The organism is Burkholderia sp. L27(2015) (genome assembly GCF_009765705.1).
GTDB lineage: Bacteria > Pseudomonadota > Gammaproteobacteria > Burkholderiales > Burkholderiaceae > LMUX01.
In genome coordinates this window covers 142,851-168,236 of record NZ_LMUX01000021.1, presented here as the reverse complement: position 1 = coordinate 168,236, position 25,386 = coordinate 142,851, and the positions used below count along the sequence as shown (strand labels likewise).

Here is a 25,386-nt window from a genome sequence, read left to right as displayed (position 1 = left end):
TTAAATGTCGAAAGCCGGTTTGCAAACAATGTCAAAATAACGGGCGGGCTTAGCCAACCGGGCGGCCTCCCTTCTCAAGCTATGGATTCACTATGAGCGATCATCAGAAAGTCGTGCTTGCCTACTCGGGCGGGCTGGACACCTCCGTCATCCTTAAATGGCTGCAGGACAACTACGACGCCGAAGTCGTCACGTTCACGGCCGATATCGGCCAGGGCGAAGAGCTCGAGCCCGCGCGCAAGAAAGCGCTGCAAATGGGCATCAAGCCGGAAAATATTTTCATCGACGACTTGCGCGAAGAATTTGTCCGCGATTTCGTGTTCCCGATGTTTCGCTGCAATGCCATTTACGAAGGCGAATACCTGCTGGGCACCTCGATTGCGCGCCCGCTGATCGCCAAGCGCCAGATCGAAATTGCCCGCTCCACGGGCGCGCAATCGGTTTCGCACGGCGCAACCGGCAAGGGCAACGATCAGGTGCGTTTCGAACTCGGTTATTACGCGCTCGAACCAGGCATCAAGGTCATCGCGCCGTGGCGCGAGTGGGATCTGCTGTCGCGTGAAAAACTGCTCGCGTATGCCGAGAAAGCCGGCATTCCGATCGAGATGAAGCACAAGCAAGGCGGCGCGCCCTATTCGATGGACGCCAACCTGCTGCACATTTCGTTCGAAGGTCGCCATCTGGAAGACCCGAAAGCCGAAGCCGAAGCCGACATGTGGCGCTGGACGGTCGCGCCCGAAGCCGCGCCGGATACGCCGGAATATGTCGATATCGAGTACAAGAACGGCGACCCGGTGGCATTGAACGGTCGTGCCCTATCGCCGGCTGAAATGTTGACCGAGTTGAATGCGCTGGGCGGCAAGCACGGTGTCGGACGCCTCGATCTGGTTGAAAACCGCTACGTCGGCATGAAATCGCGCGGCTGCTATGAAACGCCGGGTGGCACCATCATGCTCAAGGGCCACCGCGGCATCGAATCGATCACGCTCGATCGCGAAGTGGCGCACTTGAAAGACGATCTGATGGCACGCTACGCCGCGCTGATTTACAACGGTTATTGGTGGAGCCCGGAGCGCCGCGCGCTGCAAGTGCTGATCGATCACACGCAGCAAAGCGTCAATGGCTGGGTACGCATCAAGTTGTACAAAGGCAGCGCGACGGTCGTCGCGCGCGATTCGAAGGAAACCTTGTTCGACAAGAACATCGCGACCTTCGACGATGACGGTGGCGCCTACAACCAGGCTGATGCCGGCGGCTTTATCAAGCTCAATGCCCTGCGCATGCGCATCGCCGAAAACGCACGACGCAAGCGTTCCTGAGGCGCGCAGGGTGTTGTTCGCGTTGTAGCTGGCTTTGACGTAGTGGCTACGATGTGAAATTACACTGCGTAAGCTGCATTAACGCTGGAAAAAGCGCTCGGAAAATTTCCGAGCGCTTTTTTATATCACCGCCTCACACCACCGCCTCACACCACCGCCTCACACCACCGCTTCACATCACCGCTTCACATCACCATCTCACACCACCACGGGCTCGGCTTCCAATTCGACACCGAAGCGTTCCTGCACGCTCGCGCGTATTGCGTCGGCCAGCGCCAGCACCTGACGACCATCCGCCCCGCCGCGATTGATCAAAACCAAGGCCTGACGCTCATGCACCGCCGCCTCGCCTAGCGCGCGGCCTTTCCATCCCGTCTGCTCGATTAGCCAGCCCGCTGCCAGCTTAAAGCGGCCGTCCGCTTGCCGGTACGACACGAGACCTGGCTCGCGATGCGCAAGCGCTTCAAACTGCGCGGCATCGACGACCGGGTTCTTGAAAAAACTGCCGGCATTGCCAGTCTGCAACGGGTCCGGCAGCTTCGCGCGGCGAACCGCGACGACCGCGTCGAAAATATTCTGCGCGCTCGGCTGTGCAATGCCGCGCTCAGCCAAAGCACGCGCCACATCGGCGTAGCCCGCCCGTGGCTGCCATTGCTTGGGCAAGCGAAAAGTCACAGATAGAATCAGATAACAGCCCCGGGCAGCCCGCTTGAAGATGCTGTCCCGGTACCCGAACGCACAATCGGCAAGATCGAACTCGCAAATCGTGCCCGAACTCAGGTCGAACGCGCGCAGGCGGTCGAAGTGTTCCGCCATCTCGATCCCATAGGCCCCAATATTCTGGATGGGCGCCGCCCCCACCGTGCCGGGAATCAGCGCCAGGTTTTCAAGCCCCGGGTAGCCCTGCTCCAATGTCCATGCGACGAAATCATGCCAGTTCTCGCCGGCAGCGGCCTCGACGTAAAAGGCATCGGCATCTTCGCGCAACAGGCGTCGGCCGGCCAAACGCACCAGCCACACCGCGCCCTCGAAGTCGCCGGTCAACACCACGTTGCTGCCGCCGCCCAAAATCAGCCGTGGCAGCTTGGCCAAGCGCGGATGCGCTAGCAGCGCGGGTAATTGAGCCTCATACTCCACGCTATAGGCGTAGCGCGCTTTGACATCGAAGCCAAAGGTATTGTGGGGCAACAGCGAGAAGTCGGCGATCAGGTCGGCCATAGGCGGCAGTGAGGAAGACACGGAGTCACGAAGTCAGAGACTAACAGCCCTGCCCTCGACGAACTTGGGCAAAACGAGCGGCACCGGTAAAATACCAGTAACCCGAATTATAACGAGCACGCTGGCATTGCCAGCAAGCCAAAACAGAGTCGGCCGCGCTGCGCCGGTTGCCAGCACAATGTAACCCTGGCGCGCCCGTATGCCGCCTCACCCAAAAGGACAGCTCATGCCATCGTTTGACGTCGTTTGCGAAGCAAACATGATTGAAGTCAAAAACGCGATCGAACAGTCGAACAAGGAAATTTCGACCCGTTTCGACTTCAAAGGCTCCGATGCCCGCATCGAGCATAAGGAAAACGACCTAACCTGCTATGCCGACGGCGATTTCAAGCTCAGCCAGGTCAAGGACGTCATGATCAACAAGATGGCCAAGCGCAACGTCGACGTACGTTTTCTCGACTACGGCAAGGTCGAGAAGATCGGCGGCGACAAGATCAAGCAAGTCATCACGATCAAGAAAGGCGTTTCAGGCGATCTGTCGAAGAAAATCGTGCGCCTGCTCAAGGACAGCAAGATCAAGGTGCAAGCAAGCATACAGGGCGATGCGGTGCGCGTGACCGGCACCAAACGCGACGACCTGCAAGCCGCGATTGCGTTGATGCGCAAGGATGTGACCGATACACCGCTGGACTTCAATAACTTCCGCGATTAAAACGGCAGCCAGTGAGCGGGGGCGTTCGCTTGATTACGACCGCCCACGGTTACGCGCAAGCGTGCCCCGCCCCCTGTTCGGCCCGATGACGCATCGACTATTTTTTAGCGCTTTTCGCCGGCGCGGGCTTCACACCGGCCGCCGTCTTTTTCTCGCCGATGCGGCTTTCCTTACCGGCTATCAGCTTCGCAATGTTCCCGCTGTGCCGATAAATCAATAACGCGCTCATCAAAAAAACGGCCAACAGAATGGGGCTGGTGCCGAACATCAAAAAATCGAAGAACGGCGCGAACAACGCCGAGATCAATGCGGCCAGCGAAGAGTAGCGGATGAAAAACGCGACGATCAGCCAGGTTGCCAGGGTTGCCAAGCCGAGGATGGGGTCGATCGCCAATAGTATCCCCGCCGCAGTCGCCACACCCTTGCCGCCCTTGAAGCGAAAGAACACCGGATAAAGGTGACCGATAAAGACGGCGAGCGCAGCCAGCGCGATGGCATCGTCATCGAGGCCGAAACGCGCGGCGAAATGCTGAGTCAGCCAAACCGCAAGCCAACCTTTGAGCGCGTCGCCAAGCAAGGTCAGCACGGCTGCCAGCTTGTTGCCACTGCGCAGCACATTGGTTGCGCCCGGGTTCTTCGAACCATACGAGCGCGGATCGGCGAGCCCCATGCCGGCGCTGACCAGCACCGCGAATGACACGGAGCCGATCAGGTAAGCCAACACGGCGACAAGCAAATCGATAGACAGAATGGACATGATGAGTTTGCGACAAATTAGCAATGGTCAGGCGCGCATTGTACCGAAGGTCGCGGGCCCGACCTACACTGGATTACCCCGCTCAATCACCGCAGAGGCCTCCACCGGATCACGCCGTCCCTCGTGCTATCAGCCACGATCCTGCGCCGCTACACAGTTCATTCAACGCTGGCGCAATTCACCGGCTTGGCCTCCAGCAGGCGGGTCAGGACATCCGGCACCAGACTCACCAGATAACCGCGCCGCCCACCATTGAGGTAAATCAGCGGCAGCTCGAGGATGCTCTCTTCGAAGTACACCGGCATCGCTTTCTTTAAGCCAAACGGCGAGGTGCCGCCCACCAAGTAACCGGAATGGCGATTCGCCACCTCGGGCTTGCACGGTTCGACTCGTTTCACGCCAATTTGCCGCGCCAGGTTTTTGGTCGACACCGTGCGGTCACCGTGCATCAGCACGATCAATGGCTTGGCTTGATCGTCCTCCATCACCAGGGTCTTGATGACGTGGTGCTCGTCCACGCCAAGCTGGCGAGCCGATTCGGTCGTGCCACCATGGTCGACGTAGGTGTACGGATGCTCCCCGAATGCCACCTGATGCTTGCGCAAGAACTGTGTCGCCTGGGTCTCGGATACGTGTTTCTGTTTGCTCATAGCGTTATTGTAAAGATCGTCGGCGGAGCACGAAGCCTTAGCCTGCGCCGCGCTGTTCAGCCACGCGGGTGATGCATCTGATGAAGCGTCTTGAGTCGTTCGCGCGCCACATGGGTGTAGATCTGTGTCGTCGAAATGTCGGCATGGCCCAGCAGCAATTGCACCACACGCAGGTCGGCGCCGTGATTGAGCAGATGCGTCGCAAACGCGTGCCGCAAGGTGTGCGGCGATAGCGGCGCATTGATGCCGGCGATCAGCGCATAGCGCTTGAGCAGATACCAGAACGCTTGCCGCGTCATTGCCCCGCCGCGTGTGGTGACAAATAACGCATCGGCCGAACGCGCGCCCAATAGCGCGGGGCGCGATTCGCGCAGATAGCGCGTGAGCCAACCATGCGCTTCTTCGCCAAACGGGATCAGCCGTTCTTTCGAGCCCTTGCCCAGTACCCGCACCACACCTTCGTTCAAGCCCACTTCGACGGTCTTGAGCGTCACCAGTTCGGACACTCGCAGACCGCTCGCATACATCAACTCGATCATGGTGCGATCGCGCAAGCCCAACGCAGCGTCGAGGTTGGGCGCTCGCAACAGGCCTTCGACTTGCGCTTCCGAGAGCGTCGACGGAAAGCGCAGCGGCTGTCGGGCCGCGCGCGCCTTCAAGGTAGGATCGACCGACACGCGGTGCTCGCGCAACGCCCACGCGTAATAGCGGCGTAGTACCGAGAGGCGGCGATTCGAAGTGGTGGCCTTGTCGGCGCGCCGTACGGCGAAATAGCCGTTCAGATCATCTTCCTCAACGCTGTCCAAAGCCCGATCGCGTTGCGCTGCCAGCCAATGCGCGAACAAACTCAAATCGAGTCGATAGGCGGACAGCGTGTTGCGCGACAGCCCATGTTCAAGCCAGATCGCATCGCAAAAGGTATCGATCCGTCCAATACTGGCTTGATAGGTCCGCTGCGCGGAGTCCGACAGCGGCTCGCTCGCTGCAACCTTGGCCGTAGCCGTAGCCGTGGCTGCAACGGTAGCCGCATTGGAACCTTCAGGCACCGCAGCCGCTTTTGCCATCAGTACTTCACCCCTTCGTGCGTAAGCAGCCAGCGCTTGATATCGCGGAAATATCCATCTCCGCCATGATGAGCGAATCCGCCGATTCCCGATGAAGACACGACCCGGTGACACGGAATCAATAATGGAAAATAGTTCGAGCCGCATGCTTGACCGACCGCACGCGGCGCGCTGCCGATCAGGCGCGCCAACTGGCCATAGGTCCGCACGGTCCCACACGGTATGTCGCAGATGGCTTGCCAGACACGTTGCTGGAACGCCGTGCCGACGACATCCAACGGCACGTCGAACGCACTGACCGGACGCTCCAGGTAGCGTTCGATTTGTTGCGCCGTGCGCTGCGCAAGCGGCGTCTGCGGCGCACGCAATGCCGTAGTCGGCAGTAGATAGATCACCTCCTTCAGCACTTCAGGCTGCATCGGATCGAAATCCGTGGCGCCATGGCTCGTACGAATGCCTACCCGTCCAAATGGCACATCAATCACCGCTTGATACATCACACTCCCCCTTTGCATTCACGCCGCCTCTAGCGCCCAGCCGACGTGCTCTCGCACTACCGCCGAATCGTCATCCGCGCGCGTCCTCAGCGCTGCCAGTACCGCATCGCGTGCCGCCGGTTCGAGTTGCGTGCGCAGCGCATTGCCCAATCCCACCGCGAGGTTTCTCGACCAACGTTCATATCCGATGCGGCGTATCGCCGAGCCAGCCAGGCGCGTATCGAATTGCGCCGCGCTCCATCCGAACAACTCGACCAGCTCGGGCCGGTCCAGCCCGTTACGCGGTGCGAAATCGTCGATCGACGCAGGCTGCGCAAACTTATTCCACGGACACACCATCTGGCAATCGTCGCATCCATAGACACGGTTACCGATCAATGGTCGAAGCTCAAGCGGGATACTGCCTTTCAATTCTATCGTCAGATAGGAGATACAACGCCGCGCGTCAACTCGATAAGGCGCCACGATCGCACCGGTCGGACAGGCCGCCAGACAGCGCGTGCAAGACCCACAATGCGCCCCATCGATCTCGCCGGGCAACTGCGCCTCGGGCTCCTCGTCTACCGTCGACACCGGCAACGCGATATCGACATAAATTTCACCGAGAAAGAAAAACGAACCGTGCTGCGGATGCAGCAGCAAAGTATGTTTGCCGCGCCAGCCCAGGTTGGCCCGACGCGCCAACTCGACTTCCAGGACCGGCGCCGAATCGGTGAACACGCGATGACCGAACGGGCCGATCTGCTCGGCGATGCGTTCGGCCAGTTTCTGCAGACGTTGCCGCAGCACCTTGTGATAATCGCGGCCGCGCGCGTAGACCGATACCACGGCACTGCCCGGTTCGCTTAAACGGGACAACTCCGCCCGGCGCCAATCCTCGGGGTGTCTCGTGATCGCCGCGGCGGTTTCGGTCGCATTTTCGCTCGCAGTCGCGGTCGCACGCTCGGTTACATTCGCGTTTGCGTTTGCGTTTGCGTTTGTGTTTGCGTTTGTGTTTGCAGCGGCACTGGCCGTTGGCGTAAACACGTCCGCGGGCAGATAATCGAGGCGCACGCTAATAACCCGTAACGTACCCGGCACGAGTTCGGCTGGGCGAGTGCGTTTGGAGCCGTGTTTCGCCATATAATCCATCTCGCCGTGGTACCCCGCTGCGAGCCACGCGTCAAAGCGGGCTTCAAGCTTCGCCTGGGCCTCGGCCGCGACCGGATGATGGGTATCGACGGTACTGATCCCCACCGCGCTGAAACCCAGTTCACGCCCCCAGACCTGAATCTGCCGGGCACACTCGGCCAGCGCCTCGGCGTTCAGTGACGCCGTCGCCAACGTATCGGACGCCGCGGAAAACGGAATGGAATTCATATGATCATTTTACGCAATGCCCGCGCCCTCGGTTCCACCTGACCATACAAATTCGCAAGCTCGCGTTGGCCACCCGGCCGACATCATGACGCGCGTTTTCGATTTGCCCGACGAAGCGGCCACCGTCGCGTTCGGGCAACGTTTTGCCCGCGCGCTCAACATCTTGCGTGACCCGTCTTACGAACGAGATTACGAACAACAAGCGGGCCCTACGCAAGCCGCAGCACACACTCCGTTACAAGGCGCACTGCAACCTTTCAAAGGCCTGCAAGTCCATCTTACCGGCGATCTCGGTGCCGGCAAGACCACGCTGGTGCGTGCCACGCTGCATGCGCTGGGTCACCCGGGCCGAGTGCGCAGCCCCACTTACACACTGGTCGAACCTTACACCATAGACAGCATTGCCTCACCACAAAGCAGTCTGCTTGTTTATCATTTCGACCTGTACCGCTTTGCCGATCCAGCAGAATGGGCCGACGCCGGGTTCCGCGATTATTTTGGCAGCGGCTCGCTATGCCTGGTCGAATGGCCCGAACAAGCGGGAGGCTTGCTCGGGGTACCCGATCTGAACTTTGCTATCGCGCTGAGCGACGAAGGTCGTCAGCTCACGGCTCAAGCCTTTACCGAAACGGGAAAACAGTGCCTCGCAAATTGTTGATCAAACCGTTTTACTCGATCGAGTCGGCCGCTGGCGCAAGCTCGGGCTGGTCGCGGCGCAAGATATTGCGCGCGGGTGCGTCGACCGTACTGGTCGGTTTGCTCGGGCCGTTGAGCCCGCTGGCAAGTCGCGATGCGGCGGCACAATCGGTGATGGCGGTGCGGGTATGGCCCGCACGCGATTACACGCGTGTCACCATCGAGTCCGATCAGCCCTTGCAATACCAGGAGCAATTGCTGCAAGGGCCAGATCGTGTGGTGGTCGATTTCAACGGTCTCGATCTGGATCAGGCGCTCAAAGATCTGGTCGCCAAGATTACGCCGAACGACCCGCAGATTGCGCAGGTGCGCGTGGGCCAATTCCAGCCGCACGTGGTGCGGCTGGTGATCGATCTGAAGGGCGCGGTCAAGCCGCAATCGTTTGCGCTTGCGCCAGTGGGCGAGTACAAGTATCGGCTGGTATTCGATCTCTATCCTGCTGTGGCCCCTGACCCGCTGCTGGAGTTGCTCGCGCGTACCGAGAACAAGCAAACCGCGCTGTCCGAACAGAACTCCGCCGCGACGCCGGCACCCGATGCACCGCCAGCTACCAGCTCGCTCGATAGCAGCGATGCGTTCTTCGAGAAATACGCCAACCAAACGGCTCAAGCAGCCCAAGCGGCGAGCAGCCCGAGCGCACCGGCGGCACCGGGCGCGACGCAATTCCACGCGCCAAGTGTCGTGGCGAATGTGCCGCCTCACAAGTCCGATCCTCTAGCCAGCGTGAACCGGGCAGCGCCCGGGCCCGGCGCCGGTTTGCCGCCCGAGAAGATGGCGCGCGCTGCACCGGATAAAGCGGACAAGCCCACCACCGTGAGGCTGCTGACTGTCGCGATCGATCCTGGCCACGGCGGTGAAGATCCTGGCGCGATCGGCAGCGCTGGAAGCTACGAAAAAAACGTGGTGCTCGACATCGGCCACAAACTGCGCGCCAAGATCGATGCCCAACCCAATATGCGCGCCATGATGACGCGTGACGACGATTTCTTCGTGCCGCTCAATGTGCGCGTTCAGAAAGCGCGTCGGGTCGAAGCCGACCTGTTCGTTTCGATCCACGCCGACGCCTTCATCACGCCGAATGCGCGTGGCTCGTCGGTGTTCGCGCTGTCTGATCATGGCGCTACGAGTACCGCCGCACGCTGGATGGCCAACAAGGAGAATTCGTCCGACCTGATCGGCGGGATCAACATCAAGTCTCAGGACGAAACCGTGTCACGCGCCATGCTGGACATGTCGACCACGGCACAAATTCACGACAGCTTGCGCTATGGCGGCTTCGTGCTCGACGAAATCGGCTCCATCAACAAGTTGCACAAGGGCTCGGTGGAACAGGCCAGTTTTGCCGTGCTCAAGGCGCCCGACATCCCTTCGGTACTCGTCGAGACTGCGTTTATTTCGAACCCGGAAGAAGAAGCGAAGCTGAATAACGAGGCCTATCGCGATCAAATGGCGGATGCGATCTTACGCGGCATCAAACGGTATTTTGCTGCCAACCCACCGCTGGCGAAAAGTCGGACGGTGTAAGAGACGGCTAGCGGAGAAAGCTGGGCGTAAGAAAAGCCATGCGGTCGAATCGACGCGATTTATATGAGCTTGCTTGAGTAGGCCGCCTGAGTAGCCGACCTGATCGAGATTGCCTGAGCGGCGCCGTCCGACTGTCCCAGTGAAACCGATACGCGGCGGCCGCCTCTGCCTCACCCTCAGGCGTCGCGTTTTTGCCTCATCAGTTTCCATAAGGCACCGAACGCTACCGGCACCGCTGCAGCAGCTACACCGACCAGTACGATGACGTTCAGATATTGCTTGATATACGGCAAGTTGCCGAAGAAATAGCCGCACAGCACCAAGCTCAACACCCACAGCAATGCGCTGCCGACGTTGAACATTTGAAAACGGCCGAAACGCATCCCCGACACACCGGCCACGAACGGCGCGAAGGTCCGCACCACCGGCATAAAGCGGGCCAATACGATCGTTTTTCCGCCGTGCCGCTCATAGAAATCGTGCGTGCGTTGCAGTGCTTTCTTATCGAGAAAACGCCAATTGCTCTGATACACGCGCACGCCGATGCCACGACCGATCGCGTAATTCAAGGTATTGCCGCCGATCGCCGCCACAAGCACCAACACAGTGAGCAGTGTCACATCCATCAGACCGGAAGCGGCGAACGCACCACCGATAAATAACAAGGAGTCCCCGGGCAAGAACGGAAAGACCACCAGCCCGGTTTCGCAAAACACGATCAGGAACAGCACTGCGTACACCCACGCGCCGTATTGCTGGATGAATACCCCCAGGAATTTGTCGATATGCAGCACCAAGCTGCCAAAAGCCAATAGCGTGTCCAAATGCGGATCCTGTTAGGGTTTAACGATCGCGCCCATGATACCGGAAACCATTTTCTAAATCGCCCGAGTCGTTTAGCCGTCGAGTTCAATGGCCGCGTTATGCGCAGCGCTCCATCGCTGGGTTCTGACATCGGGTTCAGCCGCCGGGTTCAGCCGCCGGGTTCAGCCGCTATAATCTCGACATGGCCGATACCCTCCCCCAGCGTTCTTCCGACGCCACACTGCCCACATCCGCCGACGCCGCACCGCCGCAGGCCGTCAGCCGGTCCATTCAGCCGCTGCCCGATCAACTGATTAGCCAGATCGCCGCCGGTGAAGTGGTCGAGCGCCCGGCGTCGGTCGTCAAGGAATTGCTCGAGAATGCGCTCGACGCGGGTGCCACAGCGCTGCGCATCACGCTCGATGAAGGCGGCGTGAAACGCATTACCGTCACCGACGACGGCCGCGGCATACCCGCAGACGAACTACCGCTCGCGTTGATGCGGCATGCGACCAGCAAGATCCATACACTGGCCGAACTCGAATCGGTACGCACGCTCGGTTTTCGTGGCGAAGCGCTCGCCTCGATCGCCTCGGTCGCACAAGTCTCGATTACGAGCCGCACATCAAGCGCCGCACACGCGACGCGCATAGACGCGCAGTCTGGCGAGCTTGCGCCATCCGCGGGCGCGACGGGCACGACCATCGAGGTGCGCGAGTTGTATTTCAATACGCCGGCGCGCCGCAAGTTTCTGAAAAGCGAACAAACCGAGTTGGGCCACTGCCTGGAAATGGTGCGGCGCGCCGCACTCTCTCGTCCTGACGTAGCGATTTCGGTACTCCACAACGGCCGCGCGGTCGATCACTGGAACCCCAGCGACGCGGCGCAGCGCACGGCGAAGATCCTCGGCGAAACGTTTGCCGGCGCGCATCTGCCACTCGAAGAGCAAGCCGGTCCCCTGGCCGTCTACGGCTACGCCGGTTTGCCGACCGCCAGCCGAAGCCGCAGCGACCAGCAGTATTTTTTCGTCAACGGCCGCTTCGTGCGAGACCGGCTGCTCACCCACGCGGTACGCGCCGCATACGAAGACGTGTTGCACGGCGAGCGTTACCCGTCCTATGTATTGTGTCTGGAAATTCCGCCCGGGTCGGTGGATGTCAACGTACATCCCTCCAAAATCGAGGTGCGCTTTCGCGACTCACGCTCCATCCACCAATTCGTGTTTCACGCGGTGCAGCGCGCGCTGGCACGGCATGCAGGCGCTGCGCCTGAAACCACCGCGGGCGGTCATGCGGCGCATCTGGAAAGCACCCGGCCGATGCCAGTCCCGGGTGCTGTACCCGGTACGCAAAGCACTTGGCTGCCGCAAGCCCGGATGCGGCAAGGTAGCTTGCCCGTCGCCCAGCCGTTGGCGTTCTACGATGCGCTGTTTGGGCGCCGGTCCGAATCGCCGACGGGTGCAGCCGATGGATTGAGTGATGGATTGAACTCGCGCACGACTGGACTGGACACGCCATACGCCGCATCGTCGCCACGGATACCCGGCTTCGTCAGCCAGCCCGGTGTGGGCGAATTGACGCCGGGGCAATGGTCCGACCAAGAACAACCGCTGGGCTTTGCGCTAGGGCAAGTCCACGGCATCTACGTGTTGGCGCAAAATTCGAGCGGCCTCGTGATCGTCGATATGCACGCCGCGCACGAACGCATACTCTACGAGCAGTTCAAGAACGCGCTGACCGATCGTTCGATCGCGGTGCAGCCTTTGTTGATTCCGCTCGCGATGCCGGCGGATCCGGTCGAGATCGGCACCGTGGAAGAGAACCGCGAAACACTCGCCGCGCTCGGCTTCGATTTGGCCGTGCTGTCGCCGACCTCGATCGCGGTGCGTGCAGTTCCAGCACTGTTGAAAGACGCGGATTTACAGACGCTCGCCCGCGCGGTGCTATCTGACCTGCATTCCTACGGCGGCTCGCGCGTACTCACCGAGCGCCAGCATGAATTGCTGGGCACGCTGGCTTGCCACCACGCGGTGCGTGCCAACCGGCGTCTGGGCCTGGACGAAATGAATTCACTGCTGCGCCAAATGGAAGTGACCGAACGCGCCGACCAGTGCAACCACGGTCGGCCGACCTGGTTCCAGCTGACGCTGGCCGACATGGATCGACTTTTCATGCGCGGGCAATAAGTGCCGGCGTCTGCACGCGGGTGTCGGCATGATTGAAGCTCCACTGCCCGTTGTCTGTCTGTTGGGTCCGACCGCATCCGGTAAAACCGCTGCGGCGCTGGAATTGGCGCGCCAGTTGCCGATCGAAATCGTCAGCGTCGATTCGGCGCTGGTCTATCGCGAGATGGATATCGGCACCGCGAAACCCGATGCGGCCGAGCGAGCACAGGTACCGCACCATCTGATCGACATCATCGACCCGGCCGACACTTACTCGGCGGGCCAGTTTCATGACGACGCGCGGCGCTTGATCGGTGAAATTCGAGCGCGTGGTCGTGTACCACTGCTGGTTGGCGGCACGATGTTGTACTACCGGGCATTGAGCCAGGGCTTGAACGACATGCCCAGTGCGGACACCGAGGTGCGGGCCGCGCTCGATGCACAGGCTGCGGACCTGGGCTGGCCCGCGTTGCATGCGCGCTTGGCGGAAGTGGATCCTGTCACTGCGGCGCGGCTCGCACCTAACGATTCGCAACGAATCCAGCGCGCATTGGAAGTCTGGATGCTATCCGGTCAAGCGCTTTCGGCATTTCATGCGAAGACGCGGCAGCCGGCGGCCGAGACCGCCTATCGGTTTATTCCGGTGGCGCTGGAGCCTTCCGATCGCGCTGTCTTGCATGCACGCATTGCGCGGCGTTTCGATCAGATGATCGCGGCCGGCCTGGTCGATGAGGTAGCGCGACTGCACGCGCGCGGCGATCTGCACCCGGGGCTGCCGTCGATACGGTGTGTCGGCTATCGGCAGATTTGGGCGTATCTCGACGGTGAGATCGATTTACCAGGCGCCCGGGATAAAGGCGTGTTCGCAACGCGGCAGTTGTGCAAGCGGCAGTTGACGTGGTTGCGCGGGATGCCTGAGCGCACGGTGATCGATTGTTGCGATGCCGATGCGACGGCGCAAACGGTGCATGCCATCAGAGCGTTGCTAGGCTTTTGAGCCTATTGCCCATGAAAAAAATACGAAATCGTCTGATTGATTGCCTGACGGCAATTATTGGTTTCGATTAACGCGTATTGTGCCTTCGGCTAAACGACGCGCCCCCTGCGCGGTGCGCGCTCAGCCGCAAAAAACAGCAGTATCCGACGACACCCCCTGATTGCAACCAGACCATTTCGCCTAGCGTGAGTGACGCGAGCGCGCTACGGTTATTGTCAATGAGCGGTAGGACACGGAACGAAGATGTAAAGCGAGACGTGAAGCGGCGAAACCTGAAGCTGCGAGGACGTGAAGCGATCAACCATGAGGCAATACACGATGAGCAAAATACCGGGAACGGACGAATCGCATCCGGAGAAGGCGCATGATGCGGACATCGCGAGCAGCAACGCGACCGATACCCATAACAGCCGCGCGGACCCTGCCAAGCCAACGATCCCCCCGAAGCAGACGGTGATGATCAACCTGGATGCCGATGTACTGAGCTGGTTCAAGGCGCGGGGCGAGGACTATCAGATACACATCAACAAACTGCTGCGGATTCATATGCAAGCACATCAGCGTCATCCCCGGTGACGCCGGACTCACACACTTAACGCCGCACGCATGAAGCCACGCTCTTGGCGTCGCACTCATGAAGCCACACTTCACGCGCATGACTCGCGGCGCTCGAAGGCCATCAGCGCTGCTACCCGACCGTCCTCTTCAACGCACGATCGTCTGCGCTTCGCCTTCAGCCCGCGCACGAATCGCGCCGATATTCCACACCGTCTCACCCGCTTTCTGCAGGAAAGCCTGGGCAGCCGCCGCCTGATCGGCCGCTACGATCAGCACCATCCCAATGCCGCAGTTGAATACGCGATGCATTTCGCTATCGGCCACGCCACCATGCTCCTGCAACCAGGCAAACAACGGCGGCAGCGGCCAGGATTTCTGATCCAGCTCGGCCGTCAATGCTTCGCCCAACACGCGCGGGATATTCTCGACCAGCCCCCCCCCGGTGATGTGCGCCATGCCCTTGACCGGCACGGTTTCCATCAACGCCAACACCGGCTTCACGTAAATGCGCGTGGGCGCCATCAGCGCATCGCCCAAGGTACGTCCACCGAAGTCCGCGTTCAGATCCGGCTTGGCACGCTCGATGACTTTGCGCACCAGCGAAAACCCATTCGAATGAATGCCGCTGGACGCCAAACCCAAAACCACATCGCCCGGCGTAATCGTCGTCCCGTCGATAATCTCGCTTTTCTCGACCGCGCCTACCGCGAAACCCGCCAAGTCGTACTCGCCATCGGGATACATACCCGGCATTTCAGCCGTCTCGCCGCCGATCAGCGCGCAGCCGGCCAACTCGCAGCCGGCCGCGATCCCCTTGACGACGGTCGCGGCCGTCTGCACATCGAGCTTGCCGCAGGCAAAATAATCGAGGAAAAACAACGGTTCCGCGCCCTGCACCAGGATGTCGTTGACGCTCATCGCGACCAGATCCTGCCCAACCGTGTCGTGGCGATTCAAATCAAACGCCAGCTTGAGCTTGGTGCCCACGCCATCGGTGCCCGACACCAGCACCGGTTCGCGATACTTCTTCGGCACTTCGAACAGCGCGCCAAAACCGCCGATACCGGCCAGTACGCCCGGACGCATGGTCTTTTTGGCGTAGGGTTTGATCGCATCGACCAGCGCATCGCCAGCGTCAATATCGACGCCGGCATCTTTATACGACAGGCCTGGCTTGGTAGAAGCGGATTTCGGTGAATTCATGGGGAGGAGCGGTGAAGGTTCGGTAAAATAGCGATTTTACCCGATGGAAGCCCCTCCCTGATGAATTCACCCATGTTTACTCCGTCCCAACGGCAGGTTTTTATTTGGGTACTCATCGCTTTCTTAGTGTGCGTAGTGCTGTGGGCCTTGAGCCCGGTGCTGACACCGTTCCTGCTGGGGGCGATCCTGGCCTACATTTTGCAGCCCGGCGTCGCGGCTCTGACCGGCAAGCGCATCCCGCGCAGCCTCGCCGCGCTGCTGATGATGCTGCTACTGGTGACGCTGGTCACGCTGCTGGTGATCCTGGTTCTGCTGGTCGCCCAGCAGGAAGGGCCGCAAATCAAGATACAAGTGCCCTTGCTGCTGGCGAAACTGCACGATGTGCTGCAGCCGCGCCTGAACGCGCTCGGTATCGACGTGAATCTCGACTTCAACGGGATCAAGGATCTGGTTACCAACCAGTTTGCCATGAGCACCAGCACCATCATGGGGGCTGCGTGGACCTCGATCCGTACCAGCGGCAACGTGGCGATGACCGTGGTCGGTAACCTGGTGCTCACGCCATTGGTTCTGTACTACCTGCTGTATGACTGGAACCGCATGCTCGAACGCGTCGAAAACGCCATCCCGCGCCAGTGGCTGCCAAAAACGCTGGCGCTCGCCACGGAAATCGACCAGATGCTCTCGCAATATCTGCGCGGACAGTTGCTGGTCATGGGCGTGCTGGCGGCCTATTACGCCATCGCCTTGACCGTTGCGCGCTTTGAAGTCGCGTTGCCGGTCGGTATATTTACCGGCCTGGCCGTGTTCATCCCCTACATCGGCTTCGCCATCGGCTTGGTGCTGGCGTTGCTCGCAGCGATGCTACAGTTTGGCACCTTGTATGGCTTTGGCGCGGTCGCCGTGATTTATGGCGTCGGCCAGGTGCTGGAAGGCTTCTTCCTGACGCCGCGGCTGGTCGGTGAGCGCATCGGCATGCATCCGCTCGCGGTCATTTTCGCCTTGCTCGCGTTCGGACAGCTATTCGGCTTTTTCGGCGTGTTGCTGGCATTGCCGATGAGCGCCATCATCCTCACCGGCTTGCGTGAAATCCGTCGGATTTATTTATCGAGCGCACTTTATCGTAATTGATACCCATACATCCTGCCCCCCGTCTCATGGCGACCCTAACGAAATCGTCGCGACTCAACCCCTCCTAGCTGCGCTCCTCATGGCTGCATCACGACAATTACTGCTGGACCTCGGCACGCCGCCGCCGGCGCGCTTCGAGACCTTTCTGGGTGCGCAGAACTATGAGCTGGTGACGCGGTTGCGCACGCTGGGCAGCGAGCTGGCGAGCGGCCCGGTGGCCGATCGCAGCTTTTATATCTGGGGGGAGACCGGCAGCGGTCGCAGCCATTTGCTGCACGCGCTGTGCCACGAAGCGCCGGGGCATCAGGCGCGCTTTGCCAGCCCGCCCAGCCCCTTGACCGCGTTTTCCTTCGATCCGGCGGTGGCGCTTTACGCCGTCGACGATTGCGAGCGCCTCAATCCGGCGCAGCAGATCGCGCTCTTCAACTTGTTCAACGAGGTTCGCGCTCACCCAGGCAGCGCGCTGGTGATCGCCGGTAACGCAGCACCGCTGGCGCTGACGGTGCGTGAAGATTTACGCACGCGGCTGGGCTGGGGCCTGGTGTTCCAAGTGGCGCCGCTCACCGACGCCGACAAGATCGAGGCCTTGCGCCAAGCGGCGAAAGCCCGCGGGCTGGCGCTCGCCGACGATGTGCCCGCGTATCTGCTGACTCACTTCCAGCGCGACATGCCCAGCTTGATGCGCCTGTTGGACGCGCTCGACCGCTATTCGCTGGAACAGCATCGCGCCGTGACGCTGCCGCTGTTGCGCGCCATGCTTAGCGCGACCTCGCAAGACCCGCTCTCGCCCATAGCCGCGGCTGCCGATAACCTGGACAGCCGCTTCAAGTAAAATGACACTTATGACAAATCTTGCCCTCTTCGACCTCGACCACACCCTGATCCCGACCGACAGCGACCACGCGTGGGGCCGCTTCATGGTCGAGCACTCTATGGTCGACTCCGAAAGCTTCGCCCGCGACAACGAGCGGTTCTATGCCGACTACAAGGTCGGCCGCCTCGACATCCATGCCTATTTGCGTGTCGTGCTTGCGCCGCTGGCGCGCTATCCGCGTCGGCAGCTCGATGCCTGGCACCGGCAGTTCATGGATGAGGTGATATTGCCCACACTTCGCCCCGAAGCGCTGGCGTTGGTGGCCGAGCATCGTAACCGGGGCGACCTGTGCTGTATGATCACAGCGACCAACAGCTTTGTCACCCGGCCGATCGCGCAGGCGTTCGGCATCGAAAACATGATCGGGTCCGAGCCTGCTACTGTGGATGGCGACCCCGCCAGCGACTACACAGGTGAAGTGACCGGTATTCCCAGCTACCGGGAAGGCAAGATCATCCGGACCGAAGCTTGGTTGCAGTCGTTGGGCAAAAGCTTGTCGGATTTTGACCAGACCTGGTTCTACAGCGATTCCTTGAACGATATTCCGCTGCTGGAAAAGGTCAGCCATCCCGTCGCCACCAACCCCGACGATACGTTGCGCGCCCATGCGCAGTCGCGGGGCTGGCGTATTCTCGACTTATTCAGGTCCACGTGATTAAAAAATTCATCCGCAAATTGCTCGGGCAAGCCGAGCCTCCCGAAGCCGAAGCCAAAACGGCAGCCGCTTCGTCTGCACCCGCGTCAGCCCCGGCTTCGTCCGATGCGAAACCCGCACGCGGCGCGGCCGCGGTCAAGAAACCGCGCGGCAAGGCCAAGGGCGCCGCGACTGACGTCCCCGTTATTGCCGGGCCCGCCGAACACGGTATCGACCCGGCGCTGATCTCGCGCAACGCAGTGCGCGTCACCGACACGCTGCAGGAGGCGGGCTTTCGCGCCTTTATCGTCGGCGGCGCCGTACGCGACCTGTTGCTGGGCGTGGCACCCAAGGATTTCGACGTCGCCACCGACGCCACCCCCGAGCAGGTGCAGCGGCTGTTTCGCCGCGCCCGTCTGATCGGGCGGCGCTTTCAGATCGTGCACGTGCAATTCGGCCAGGACCTGATCGAGGTCTCGACGTTCCGTGCATTGGTCGACTCGCCCCGCGAAGCCGAACCGGGCACGGCCACCGTACCCTCCGAAACACGCCGCCTACGCCGCGACGAGCTGGATCGCAAGACCCACGCGGTCGATGCGGCAGGCCGCGTATTGCGTGACAACGTATGGGGTGCGCAGCACGAAGACGCGACCCGCCGCGATTTCACCATCAACGCGATGTATTACGATCCGGCCACCCAGACGGTGCACGATTATCACAACGGCATGGCCGATATCCGTGCGCGGCTGTTGCGCATGATCGGCGACCCGGCCACCCGATATCGCGAAGATCCGGTGCGCATGCTGCGCGTAGTGCGTTTCGCGGCCAAGCTCGGTTTCGAGATCGAGGACGCCACGCGCGCACCTATCGTCGAAGTGGCGGACCTGATGAACAACGTGCCGGCTGCCCGCTTGTTCGACGAAATGCTCAAACTGTTGTTATCAGGCCACGCTCTGGCCTGCCTGCAGCGGCTGCGCGCCGAGGGCCTGCATCACGGCCTGCTGCCCTTGCTCGACGTTGCGCTCGAACAGCCGCACGGCGAAAAATTCATTTCGCTCGCACTGACCCGCACCGACGACCGCGTGCGCGCCGGCAAACCGGTGTCGCCCGGCTTCCTGTTTGCCGCGTTGCTGTGGCAGCAAGTGCAGGAGCGCTGGCAAAGCAACGTCGCGAACGGCGAATTCCCGATTCCTGCGCTGCACGGGGCAATGGACGGCGTGCTCGAAACCCAGACCGGCAAACTCGCAATCCAGAAGCGTTTCGTCGCCGATATGAAGGAAATCTGGGGCATGCAGCCGCGCCTGGAGAAACGTTCGGGACGCTCGGCCTTGAAGCTGCTGGAACACCAAAGATTTAGAGCAGGGTATGATTTCATGGTGCTGCGCTGCGAGTCGGGTGAACTCGATCCGGCCGTCGCGCAATGGTGGACCGATTTTATCGAAGCCGACTCGGGCGCACGCGAGTTGCTGTTGACGCAAAGCACGAACAAAGAAGGCGCACCGCGCCGCCGGCGCCGCAGGGGCGGTGCAGGCAAAGGCCGGGGGCCAGCTGAATCGGGGTCGGGCGATCAGGCCGAAAGCGGCCAATAGCCTTTTGGACAGACGTAGGACGTTTATGACGCTAGCCTATCTGGGACTTGGCGCGAATCTGGGAGATGCGCGCCAGACCTTGAAAGACGCCGTGGTTTGCCTGGCGCAACAACACACGATCACGGTGCTCGCGAAATCGAGCCTGTATCGCACTGCCCCCATCGACGCGGACGGCGACGATTACTACAACTGCGTCGTCGCGGTCGAGACGGCGTTGCTTGCACCGTCGCTGCTCAGGTTGTGCCTGTTGATCGAAAATCATTTTGGGCGCGAACGTTCGTATCGCAATGCTCCCCGTACGCTCGACCTCGACATCCTGCTATTCGGCACTCAGAAGGTCGACGCTGAGGATCTCGTCATTCCGCATCCGCGCCTGGTCCAACGCGCGTTTACGCTGGTGCCGCTGATCGAACTCGATGCCGACATCGTGATCCCGGGCTATGGCCGAGCCCAGACTTATCTAGCGCAAGTGGCCGAGCAACGCATCGAAAAAGTCGAGACCTGCCAGTGCCCGCTGCAAAGCGCCGCGAAGGCCAAAGACGCAGGCGCCCGCCTCGCCGCCAGTCACCCCAAACCCGCCTGAAGGCCCAGCACAATGTCCGTCGGCTCATTCACGTCGCGTCCTGTGCAAGTTACCGTGCAAGGCCCTGACTTGAACCCGCCGGTTCGGCACATGGTGATCGAAGGTCCGATCGGTGTCGGTAAAACGTCGCTGGCGCTCAAGCTGGCAAGTCGCTGGTCGATGCGTACAGTGCTCGAACAACCGGGCGACAATCCCTTTCTCGATCGCTTTTATCAGCAGGGCGCGCGTTATGCGCTGCCCGCTCAACTGAGTTTTCTATTGCAGCGTGCCGCTCAGTCACGCGAGATTGCCTTGGCGGTCGATCTCGGGCCGCCGGTGGTCACCGATTTCATGCGCCAGAAAGACGAACTGTTCGCGCGCCTGACACTGCCCGACGATGAATTCTCGCTGTATCGGGAACTGGCGCGGCAGGTACAGCTCGCGCCCGGTGCGCCCGATTTGGTGATCTATTTGCAAGCCAGCCCCGAAGTGCTGTTTGCCCGGATCCAGCGGCGCGCCATCTCGTCCGAGCAACTGATTACCGATCACTATCTGCGCGCCTTGTGCCGCGCCTACGATAACTATTTTTACCATTACAGCGAAGCGCCGGTGCTCACCGTGAACACCGAACACTTCAACCCGCTTGAAAATGATGCCGACATGGCGCTGCTGATCGAACGGATAGGCAACTTGCGCGGTCGCAAAACTTCTTTCGTCAAAGGCACGCCCTAGGCTGCGCAGCGTCACCGCCAAGGTTCGCCGACTATGCGGCGCCCAACCGGCCACCATTGATATTCCATCGGATTTTCCATGACCTATTTGCAAGACAAGGCGCGCAGCGCCGTTACCGTACCGCGGCTGCAGGCGATGCGCGACGCAGGCGACAAGATCACCATGCTGACATGCTATGACGCAAGCTTCGCAGCGCTGCTCGATCGCGCCGGCGTCGAAGTATTGCTGATCGGCGATTCACTCGGCAATGTGCTGCAAGGCCACTCGACGACCTTGCCGGTGACGTTGACCGATATCGCCTATCACACCGCGTGCGTCGGTCGTGGCAATCACAATGCGCTGGTGGTTGCCGATATGCCATTCGGCACTTATGGCACGCCCACCGACGCATACAACAACGCGGTGGTGCTGATGCGCGCGGGCGCGCAGATGATCAAGCTCGAAGGTGGCGCCTGGCTGGCCGATACGGTGCGCATGCTGGTGGAACGCGCCATTCCGGTATGCGCGCACATCGGTCTGACGCCGCAATCGGTGCATGCGTTTGGCGGCTTCAAGGTGCAGGGGAAAACCGAAGCCGGCGCTCTGCAACTGCTCGATGATGCTGTAGCGCTGGAACAAGCCGGGGCGCAATTATTCGTGCTCGAAGCGGTGCCGGCGGCTTTGGGTCGGGCCACCACCGAACGACTGCGCGCCCCGACGATAGGGATCGGTGCAGGCGTCGATTGCTCCGGACAGGTATTGGTGCTGCACGATATGCTCGGGATTTTCCCGGGCAAGCGGCCGCGTTTCGTACGCAACTTCATGGAAGACCAGAGCAGCATCGAAGGCGCGGTACGGGCTTATATCGCGGCGGTTAAAGAGGGCAGCTTCCCGGGCGAAGCACACGTTTTCTAGTACGTCTTCTAGACTGTTTCTTAAGTAGCGATTTTATTTCCGCATCAATTGCGCGGGTACCGCTGCGCGTAAAGCGTTGCTCACTACCAGCGCTTCAGCCGCGTCCAGATCCGCCGGCAGCAAAACCCGCTCTGTTGCTGCCCATAGGGGGTCTTCCAGCAACACTGCTCGCATCACCCCGGGCAGCACGCCGCTTGCCAACGGCGGCGTCCACCAGCGACCCGCAAGCTTGACGAACAGATTGCTGCGACCGCCCTCTGTCAACTCGCCACGTGTATTGACGAAGATCGCGTCGAAGCCACCCAATGCTTCGGCTTGCTGCCACGCCTTGTCGTAGTCGGCACGCCGGCTGCTTTTAAACCGCAGCAGCGCATCGGAGGCCTCGGTGGCGGCAAACCCCAGATCCTGAGCCAGCCATATCTTGACCGGTCCCGGCGGCAACGGCCGCAGCGGCGCATGCGTGATACTCGCACGGCCATCGTGCGCGAGCACGAGCCTCAGCCTGTACTCGGCTTCAGCGGGTAAGTTAGCGGATAAGTCAGCGGGTAAGCCATCGGGCAACTCAGCAATCTGTGACAACACCGCAGCGCGCAACGTTGCCGGCTCACAGGCGAATCCCAACCGGCGCGCGCCGTTCGCGAGACGAGCCAAATGCCGATCGAGATAAGGCGCCCCCTGCCCGCGGCTCGCACGTATCGTTTCGAACAAGGTCAGGCCCGGGTCAAGACCCGTCAAAAAACGCGCTTTCAGATAACACTCCTCATACTCGTCGTCGCAACGACTGTCGAGCACGATGCCAGCGCCTATGCCCAGGCGCCCCGCTCGCATGTCATGGGCATGTGGCGCTTGCAGGCACAGCGTACGAATCGCAACCGACAGGCAAAAATCCCCACACGCGTTGCGCGTACCCGGGCGCGGCGCATCCAACCAGCCGATCGCGCCGGTATAAAGCCCGCGCGGCGTCGATTCGAGCGATGCGATGATCTGCATCGCGCGACGCTTGGGCGCACCGGTAATCGACCCACAGGGAAACAAGGCGCGCATCACGTTGGCGAACGAAGTGCCGCCCTTGAGTCTTGCCGTAACCGTGGACGTCATTTGCCAGACGCTGGGGTGCCCTTCGATCGAAAAAAGCGCCGGTGTTTTCACCGAGCCGGTCTCCGCGATACGGCCCAAATCGTTGCGCAGCAAATCGACGATCATCAGATTTTCGGCGCGATTCTTGGCATCTTGGGCCAGCCCCGACGCGGCTTCTTGATCGGCTTGCGGATCGCTTAAACGCGCGGCTGTGCCTTTCATTGGCCGCGCGGTCAACTCGGCCGAAGCGCCAGCGAAGGCCACGAACAATTCCGGTGAGCACGACAGGATCCAGCGCTGCTCGGGCAATGCGATCAAGGCGCCGTATCGTACCGGCTGACGCGCACGCAAGCGGCGATAAAGCGCCAAAGGCTCGCCGTAGGCGGTGAAATCGAGGCGAAACGTGTAGTTGATCTGGTAGGCGTCGCCGGCTCGCAGCGCCTCTCCAATCTCGCTCATGGAGCGGTCGAATTCGGCACGTTCGACGCTGGGCTCGAGGTCGAGCACACCGGCGCAGCTCGGCTCGGTCTGGCGATTATCGTGGGCGACCAGCCAGTCGTCGACCTCGCCACGCGTAGGGCGCGCCAATGTATCGAACATCAGGCAGCGCAACGCTGGGGCATCGAGCGCACCGCGTACCTGCTGCGGTTCGCCGGGCAAGCCGGCTAGGGGCCGAGGAGCGCCAGACACGCCAGGCACGCCGTTTAGCGCCGTGCCCCATTCGTAGTCGGCGAGCACTACGGCATGCAGGCCCGCAGCAAGATCGGCCGCGACCGCCGCATCGAACGCATCGAGTTGCGCGCCATCGTGGCACACATGCTCGCGCACAAATCCGGTATAGAGTCGGGAGCTCCCGCCTGAGGAGCCAGGCGTGGAGGTTGCAGTAAAGTCGGGGGCAGCAGAAACACCAGCGCCGCCCGCCGAGCGATTCGACGCGATAGATGCGTCGTCGAACAGCGCGAACGGGCCGGCACTCACCATGATGTCACTCGAAGAAGCTCTTGACCCGGTCGAACCAGCCTTTGCTTTGCGGACTGTGGCGCGAGCCGCCTTCAGTCAACGATTTATCGAACTGCCGCAACAAATCGCGTTGGGGTTCCGTCAGCTTGACCGGTGTTTCGACAATCACATGCACGTACAGGTCGCCCGGGATGCTGGAACGCACGCCCTTGATGCCCTTGCCACGCAGGCGGAATGTCTTGCCCGATTGCGTACCCTCCGACACTTCAAAGCTGGCGCGGCCTGCCAGCGTCGGTACCTCGATCTCACCGCCCAAGGCCGCCGCCGCGAAGCTGATCGGCATCTGGCAATGCAAATCGTCGCCCTCGCGCTCGAACACCGAATGGGCCTTGATGTGAATTTCCACATACAGATCGCCCGGCGGCCCGCCGTTCAGACCCGGCTCGCCGTTGCCGCCCGAACGAATCCGCATGCCGTCGTCGATACCGACCGGTACTTTGACTTCAAGCGTCTTGGTCTTTTTGATCTTGCCGGCACCGTGACACGCCGTGCAGGGATCAGGAATGAAACTTCCCGTGCCATGGCATTTCGGGCAAGTCTGCTGAATGCTGAAGAAGCCTTGCGACATGCGCACCGTGCCCTGGCCGCTACACGTCGGGCAGGTTTGCGGCTTGGTGCCGGGCTTCGCACCCGAACCGCTGCAAACCTCGCAGTTATCCCAGCTCGGCACGCGAATCTGCGTTTCGTAGCCATGCGCCGCCTGCTCCAGCGTAATTTCCATGCTGTAGCGCAAGTCCGCGCCGCGATAAACCTGCGGGCCGGAGCGGCCGCGTCCGGCACCCTGCTGGCCGGCAGCGCCGCCAAAGATATCGCCGAAGATATCGCCAAAAGCCTCGGCGAACCCGCCAAAGCCCGGACCGCCCGCGCCACCCATATTCGGATCGACGCCCGCATGGCCGTACTGGTCGTAAGCGGCGCGCTTTTGTCCATCGGACAGCATTTCATAGGCTTCCTTCGCCTCCTTGAAATGCTCCTCCGCATCCTTGCTATCCGGATTGCGGTCCGGATGAAATTTCATCGCAAGCTTGCGGTACGACTTTTTGATCTCTTCATCGCTTGCGTTGCGTGCGACACCTAGAATGTCGTAGTAATCCCGTTTCGCCATATCGATCTGTCACCGCCTGCCAAACCGGGCCAGCGGCGCCTTGTTAATCCTAGTAATGAGCCTGTCAATGAGCCCGCAAATGAGTCACAGCTGAACCACAGCGGAACCACAGCGCACCCACAGCGACTCGTCGGACACGGTATCGGGAAACCCGCTACCACGCCAGCCAAAAACAAATACGCCCGGCGAACCTTCTGCACGTAGCAGACGCATTCGCCAGGCTGACACTACGTCCTGTCTTTACCA

At 61.0% G+C, this 25,386-nt stretch carries 24 protein-coding genes; 14 read left to right on the top strand and 10 right to left on the bottom strand.

Annotation, left to right across the window (positions count from 1 at the left end):
- Positions 1 to 92 precede the first annotated feature (92 nt).
- Positions 93 to 1,319, top strand: coding sequence for an argininosuccinate synthase (locus GSQ77_RS19180; RefSeq protein WP_158904374.1), 1,227 nt, complete (start codon positions 93 to 95; stop codon positions 1,317 to 1,319).
- A gap of 198 nt (positions 1,320 to 1,517) precedes the next feature.
- Here GSQ77_RS19180 and murB read toward each other — a convergent pair whose 3' ends face one another.
- Positions 1,518 to 2,537, bottom strand: a complete 1,020-nt coding sequence (gene murB / locus GSQ77_RS19175; RefSeq protein WP_158906347.1) for a UDP-N-acetylmuramate dehydrogenase — start codon at positions 2,535 to 2,537, stop codon at positions 1,518 to 1,520.
- Between the two features lie 226 nt (positions 2,538 to 2,763).
- Here murB and GSQ77_RS19170 point away from each other — a divergent pair, with 226 nt between their 5' ends.
- On the top strand, positions 2,764 to 3,249 hold the full coding sequence (locus tag GSQ77_RS19170) for a YajQ family cyclic di-GMP-binding protein (RefSeq protein WP_158904373.1): 486 nt from the start codon (positions 2,764 to 2,766) through the stop codon (positions 3,247 to 3,249).
- Positions 3,250 to 3,346: 97 nt separating this feature from the next.
- Here GSQ77_RS19170 and plsY read toward each other — a convergent pair whose 3' ends face one another.
- The 5 genes from plsY to queG form a co-directional block, all read right to left on the bottom strand.
- Complete coding sequence (gene plsY, locus GSQ77_RS19165) at positions 3,347 to 4,006, bottom strand: glycerol-3-phosphate 1-O-acyltransferase PlsY (protein WP_158904372.1); 660 nt, start codon at positions 4,004 to 4,006, stop codon at positions 3,347 to 3,349.
- A gap of 158 nt (positions 4,007 to 4,164) precedes the next feature.
- On the bottom strand, positions 4,165 to 4,656 hold the full coding sequence (ybaK, locus tag GSQ77_RS19160; RefSeq protein WP_158904371.1) for a Cys-tRNA(Pro) deacylase: 492 nt from the start codon (positions 4,654 to 4,656) through the stop codon (positions 4,165 to 4,167).
- Positions 4,657 to 4,712: 56 nt separating this feature from the next.
- A complete protein-coding gene (gene xerD / locus GSQ77_RS19155; protein ID WP_158904370.1) occupies positions 4,713 to 5,720 on the bottom strand; it encodes a site-specific tyrosine recombinase XerD in 1,008 nt (335 codons plus the stop codon).
- Entirely contained in the window at positions 5,720 to 6,217 is a 498-nt protein-coding gene (locus GSQ77_RS19150) for a methylated-DNA--[protein]-cysteine S-methyltransferase (protein ID WP_158906345.1), read from the bottom strand. Before GSQ77_RS19150 ends, xerD begins: the two co-directional genes overlap by 1 nt.
- Before the next feature lie 18 nt (positions 6,218 to 6,235).
- Positions 6,236 to 7,576 carry a tRNA epoxyqueuosine(34) reductase QueG gene (queG, locus tag GSQ77_RS19145; RefSeq protein ID WP_158904369.1) on the bottom strand — a complete coding sequence of 447 codons (1,341 nt, stop codon included), beginning with the start codon at positions 7,574 to 7,576 and terminating at the stop codon, positions 6,236 to 6,238.
- Between the two features lie 85 nt (positions 7,577 to 7,661).
- Between queG and tsaE the strand changes: the two genes are divergently transcribed.
- Together tsaE and GSQ77_RS19135 are read left to right on the top strand one after the other, a co-directional pair.
- Entirely contained in the window at positions 7,662 to 8,234 is a 573-nt protein-coding gene (gene tsaE / locus GSQ77_RS19140) for a tRNA (adenosine(37)-N6)-threonylcarbamoyltransferase complex ATPase subunit type 1 TsaE (protein ID WP_254067702.1), read from the top strand.
- Positions 8,216 to 9,796: an N-acetylmuramoyl-L-alanine amidase gene (locus tag GSQ77_RS19135; protein WP_158904367.1), complete on the top strand. Its 1,581-nt coding sequence runs from the start codon at positions 8,216 to 8,218 to the stop codon at positions 9,794 to 9,796. The genes tsaE and GSQ77_RS19135 overlap by 19 nt, the downstream gene beginning before the upstream one ends.
- A 176-nt stretch (positions 9,797 to 9,972) precedes the next feature.
- Here the strand turns inward: GSQ77_RS19135 and GSQ77_RS19130 are convergent, their stop codons facing one another.
- The gene (locus GSQ77_RS19130) at positions 9,973 to 10,620 is read right to left on the bottom strand and encodes a VTT domain-containing protein (protein WP_158904366.1); all 648 of its coding nucleotides are present in this window, start codon (positions 10,618 to 10,620) and stop codon (positions 9,973 to 9,975) included.
- Positions 10,621 to 10,802: 182 nt separating this feature from the next.
- Between GSQ77_RS19130 and mutL the strand changes: the two genes are divergently transcribed.
- The 3 genes from mutL to GSQ77_RS19115 all read left to right on the top strand — a co-directional run bounded on the left by mutL (position 10,803) and on the right by GSQ77_RS19115 (position 14,337).
- Positions 10,803 to 12,785, top strand: coding sequence for a DNA mismatch repair endonuclease MutL (mutL, locus tag GSQ77_RS19125; RefSeq protein WP_158904365.1), 1,983 nt, complete (start codon positions 10,803 to 10,805; stop codon positions 12,783 to 12,785).
- A gap of 28 nt (positions 12,786 to 12,813) precedes the next feature.
- Positions 12,814 to 13,761, top strand: a complete 948-nt coding sequence (gene miaA / locus GSQ77_RS19120; RefSeq protein ID WP_158904364.1) for a tRNA (adenosine(37)-N6)-dimethylallyltransferase MiaA — start codon at positions 12,814 to 12,816, stop codon at positions 13,759 to 13,761.
- A gap of 318 nt (positions 13,762 to 14,079) precedes the next feature.
- Positions 14,080 to 14,337 carry a BrnA antitoxin family protein gene (locus GSQ77_RS19115; protein WP_158904363.1) on the top strand — a complete coding sequence of 86 codons (258 nt, stop codon included), beginning with the start codon at positions 14,080 to 14,082 and terminating at the stop codon, positions 14,335 to 14,337.
- A 129-nt stretch (positions 14,338 to 14,466) separates the two neighbouring features.
- Here GSQ77_RS19115 and purM read toward each other — a convergent pair whose 3' ends face one another.
- The gene (gene purM, locus GSQ77_RS19110) at positions 14,467 to 15,522 is read right to left on the bottom strand and encodes a phosphoribosylformylglycinamidine cyclo-ligase (RefSeq protein ID WP_158904362.1); all 1,056 of its coding nucleotides are present in this window, start codon (positions 15,520 to 15,522) and stop codon (positions 14,467 to 14,469) included.
- A gap of 72 nt (positions 15,523 to 15,594) precedes the next feature.
- Here purM and GSQ77_RS19105 point away from each other — a divergent pair, with 72 nt between their 5' ends.
- The 7 genes from GSQ77_RS19105 (at position 15,595) to panB (ending at position 21,938) form a co-directional block, all read left to right on the top strand.
- Complete coding sequence (locus GSQ77_RS19105; protein WP_367889682.1) at positions 15,595 to 16,653, top strand: AI-2E family transporter; 1,059 nt, start codon at positions 15,595 to 15,597, stop codon at positions 16,651 to 16,653.
- Positions 16,654 to 16,732: 79 nt separating this feature from the next.
- Positions 16,733 to 17,485, top strand: a complete 753-nt coding sequence (gene hda, locus GSQ77_RS19100; RefSeq protein WP_158904360.1) for a DnaA regulatory inactivator Hda — start codon at positions 16,733 to 16,735, stop codon at positions 17,483 to 17,485.
- A gap of 10 nt (positions 17,486 to 17,495) precedes the next feature.
- Positions 17,496 to 18,182, top strand: coding sequence for an HAD family phosphatase (locus GSQ77_RS19095; protein ID WP_158904359.1), 687 nt, complete (start codon positions 17,496 to 17,498; stop codon positions 18,180 to 18,182).
- Positions 18,179 to 19,750, top strand: coding sequence for a polynucleotide adenylyltransferase PcnB (pcnB, locus tag GSQ77_RS19090; RefSeq protein ID WP_158904358.1), 1,572 nt, complete (start codon positions 18,179 to 18,181; stop codon positions 19,748 to 19,750). The genes GSQ77_RS19095 and pcnB overlap by 4 nt, the downstream gene beginning before the upstream one ends.
- A gap of 25 nt (positions 19,751 to 19,775) precedes the next feature.
- Positions 19,776 to 20,333, top strand: coding sequence for a 2-amino-4-hydroxy-6-hydroxymethyldihydropteridine diphosphokinase (gene folK / locus GSQ77_RS19085; RefSeq protein ID WP_158904357.1), 558 nt, complete (start codon positions 19,776 to 19,778; stop codon positions 20,331 to 20,333).
- A 12-nt stretch (positions 20,334 to 20,345) separates the two neighbouring features.
- Entirely contained in the window at positions 20,346 to 21,044 is a 699-nt protein-coding gene (locus tag GSQ77_RS19080) for a deoxynucleoside kinase (protein ID WP_158904356.1), read from the top strand.
- Between the two features lie 78 nt (positions 21,045 to 21,122).
- On the top strand, positions 21,123 to 21,938 hold the full coding sequence (panB, locus tag GSQ77_RS19075; protein ID WP_158904355.1) for a 3-methyl-2-oxobutanoate hydroxymethyltransferase: 816 nt from the start codon (positions 21,123 to 21,125) through the stop codon (positions 21,936 to 21,938).
- Positions 21,939 to 21,971: 33 nt separating this feature from the next.
- Here panB and pabB read toward each other — a convergent pair whose 3' ends face one another.
- Positions 21,972 to 23,996: an aminodeoxychorismate synthase component I gene (gene pabB / locus GSQ77_RS19070; RefSeq protein WP_158904354.1), complete on the bottom strand. Its 2,025-nt coding sequence runs from the start codon at positions 23,994 to 23,996 to the stop codon at positions 21,972 to 21,974.
- 4 nt (positions 23,997 to 24,000) lie between these two features.
- A complete protein-coding gene (gene dnaJ / locus GSQ77_RS19065; protein ID WP_158904353.1) occupies positions 24,001 to 25,140 on the bottom strand; it encodes a molecular chaperone DnaJ in 1,140 nt (379 codons plus the stop codon).
- Positions 25,141 to 25,386 lie beyond the last annotated feature (246 nt).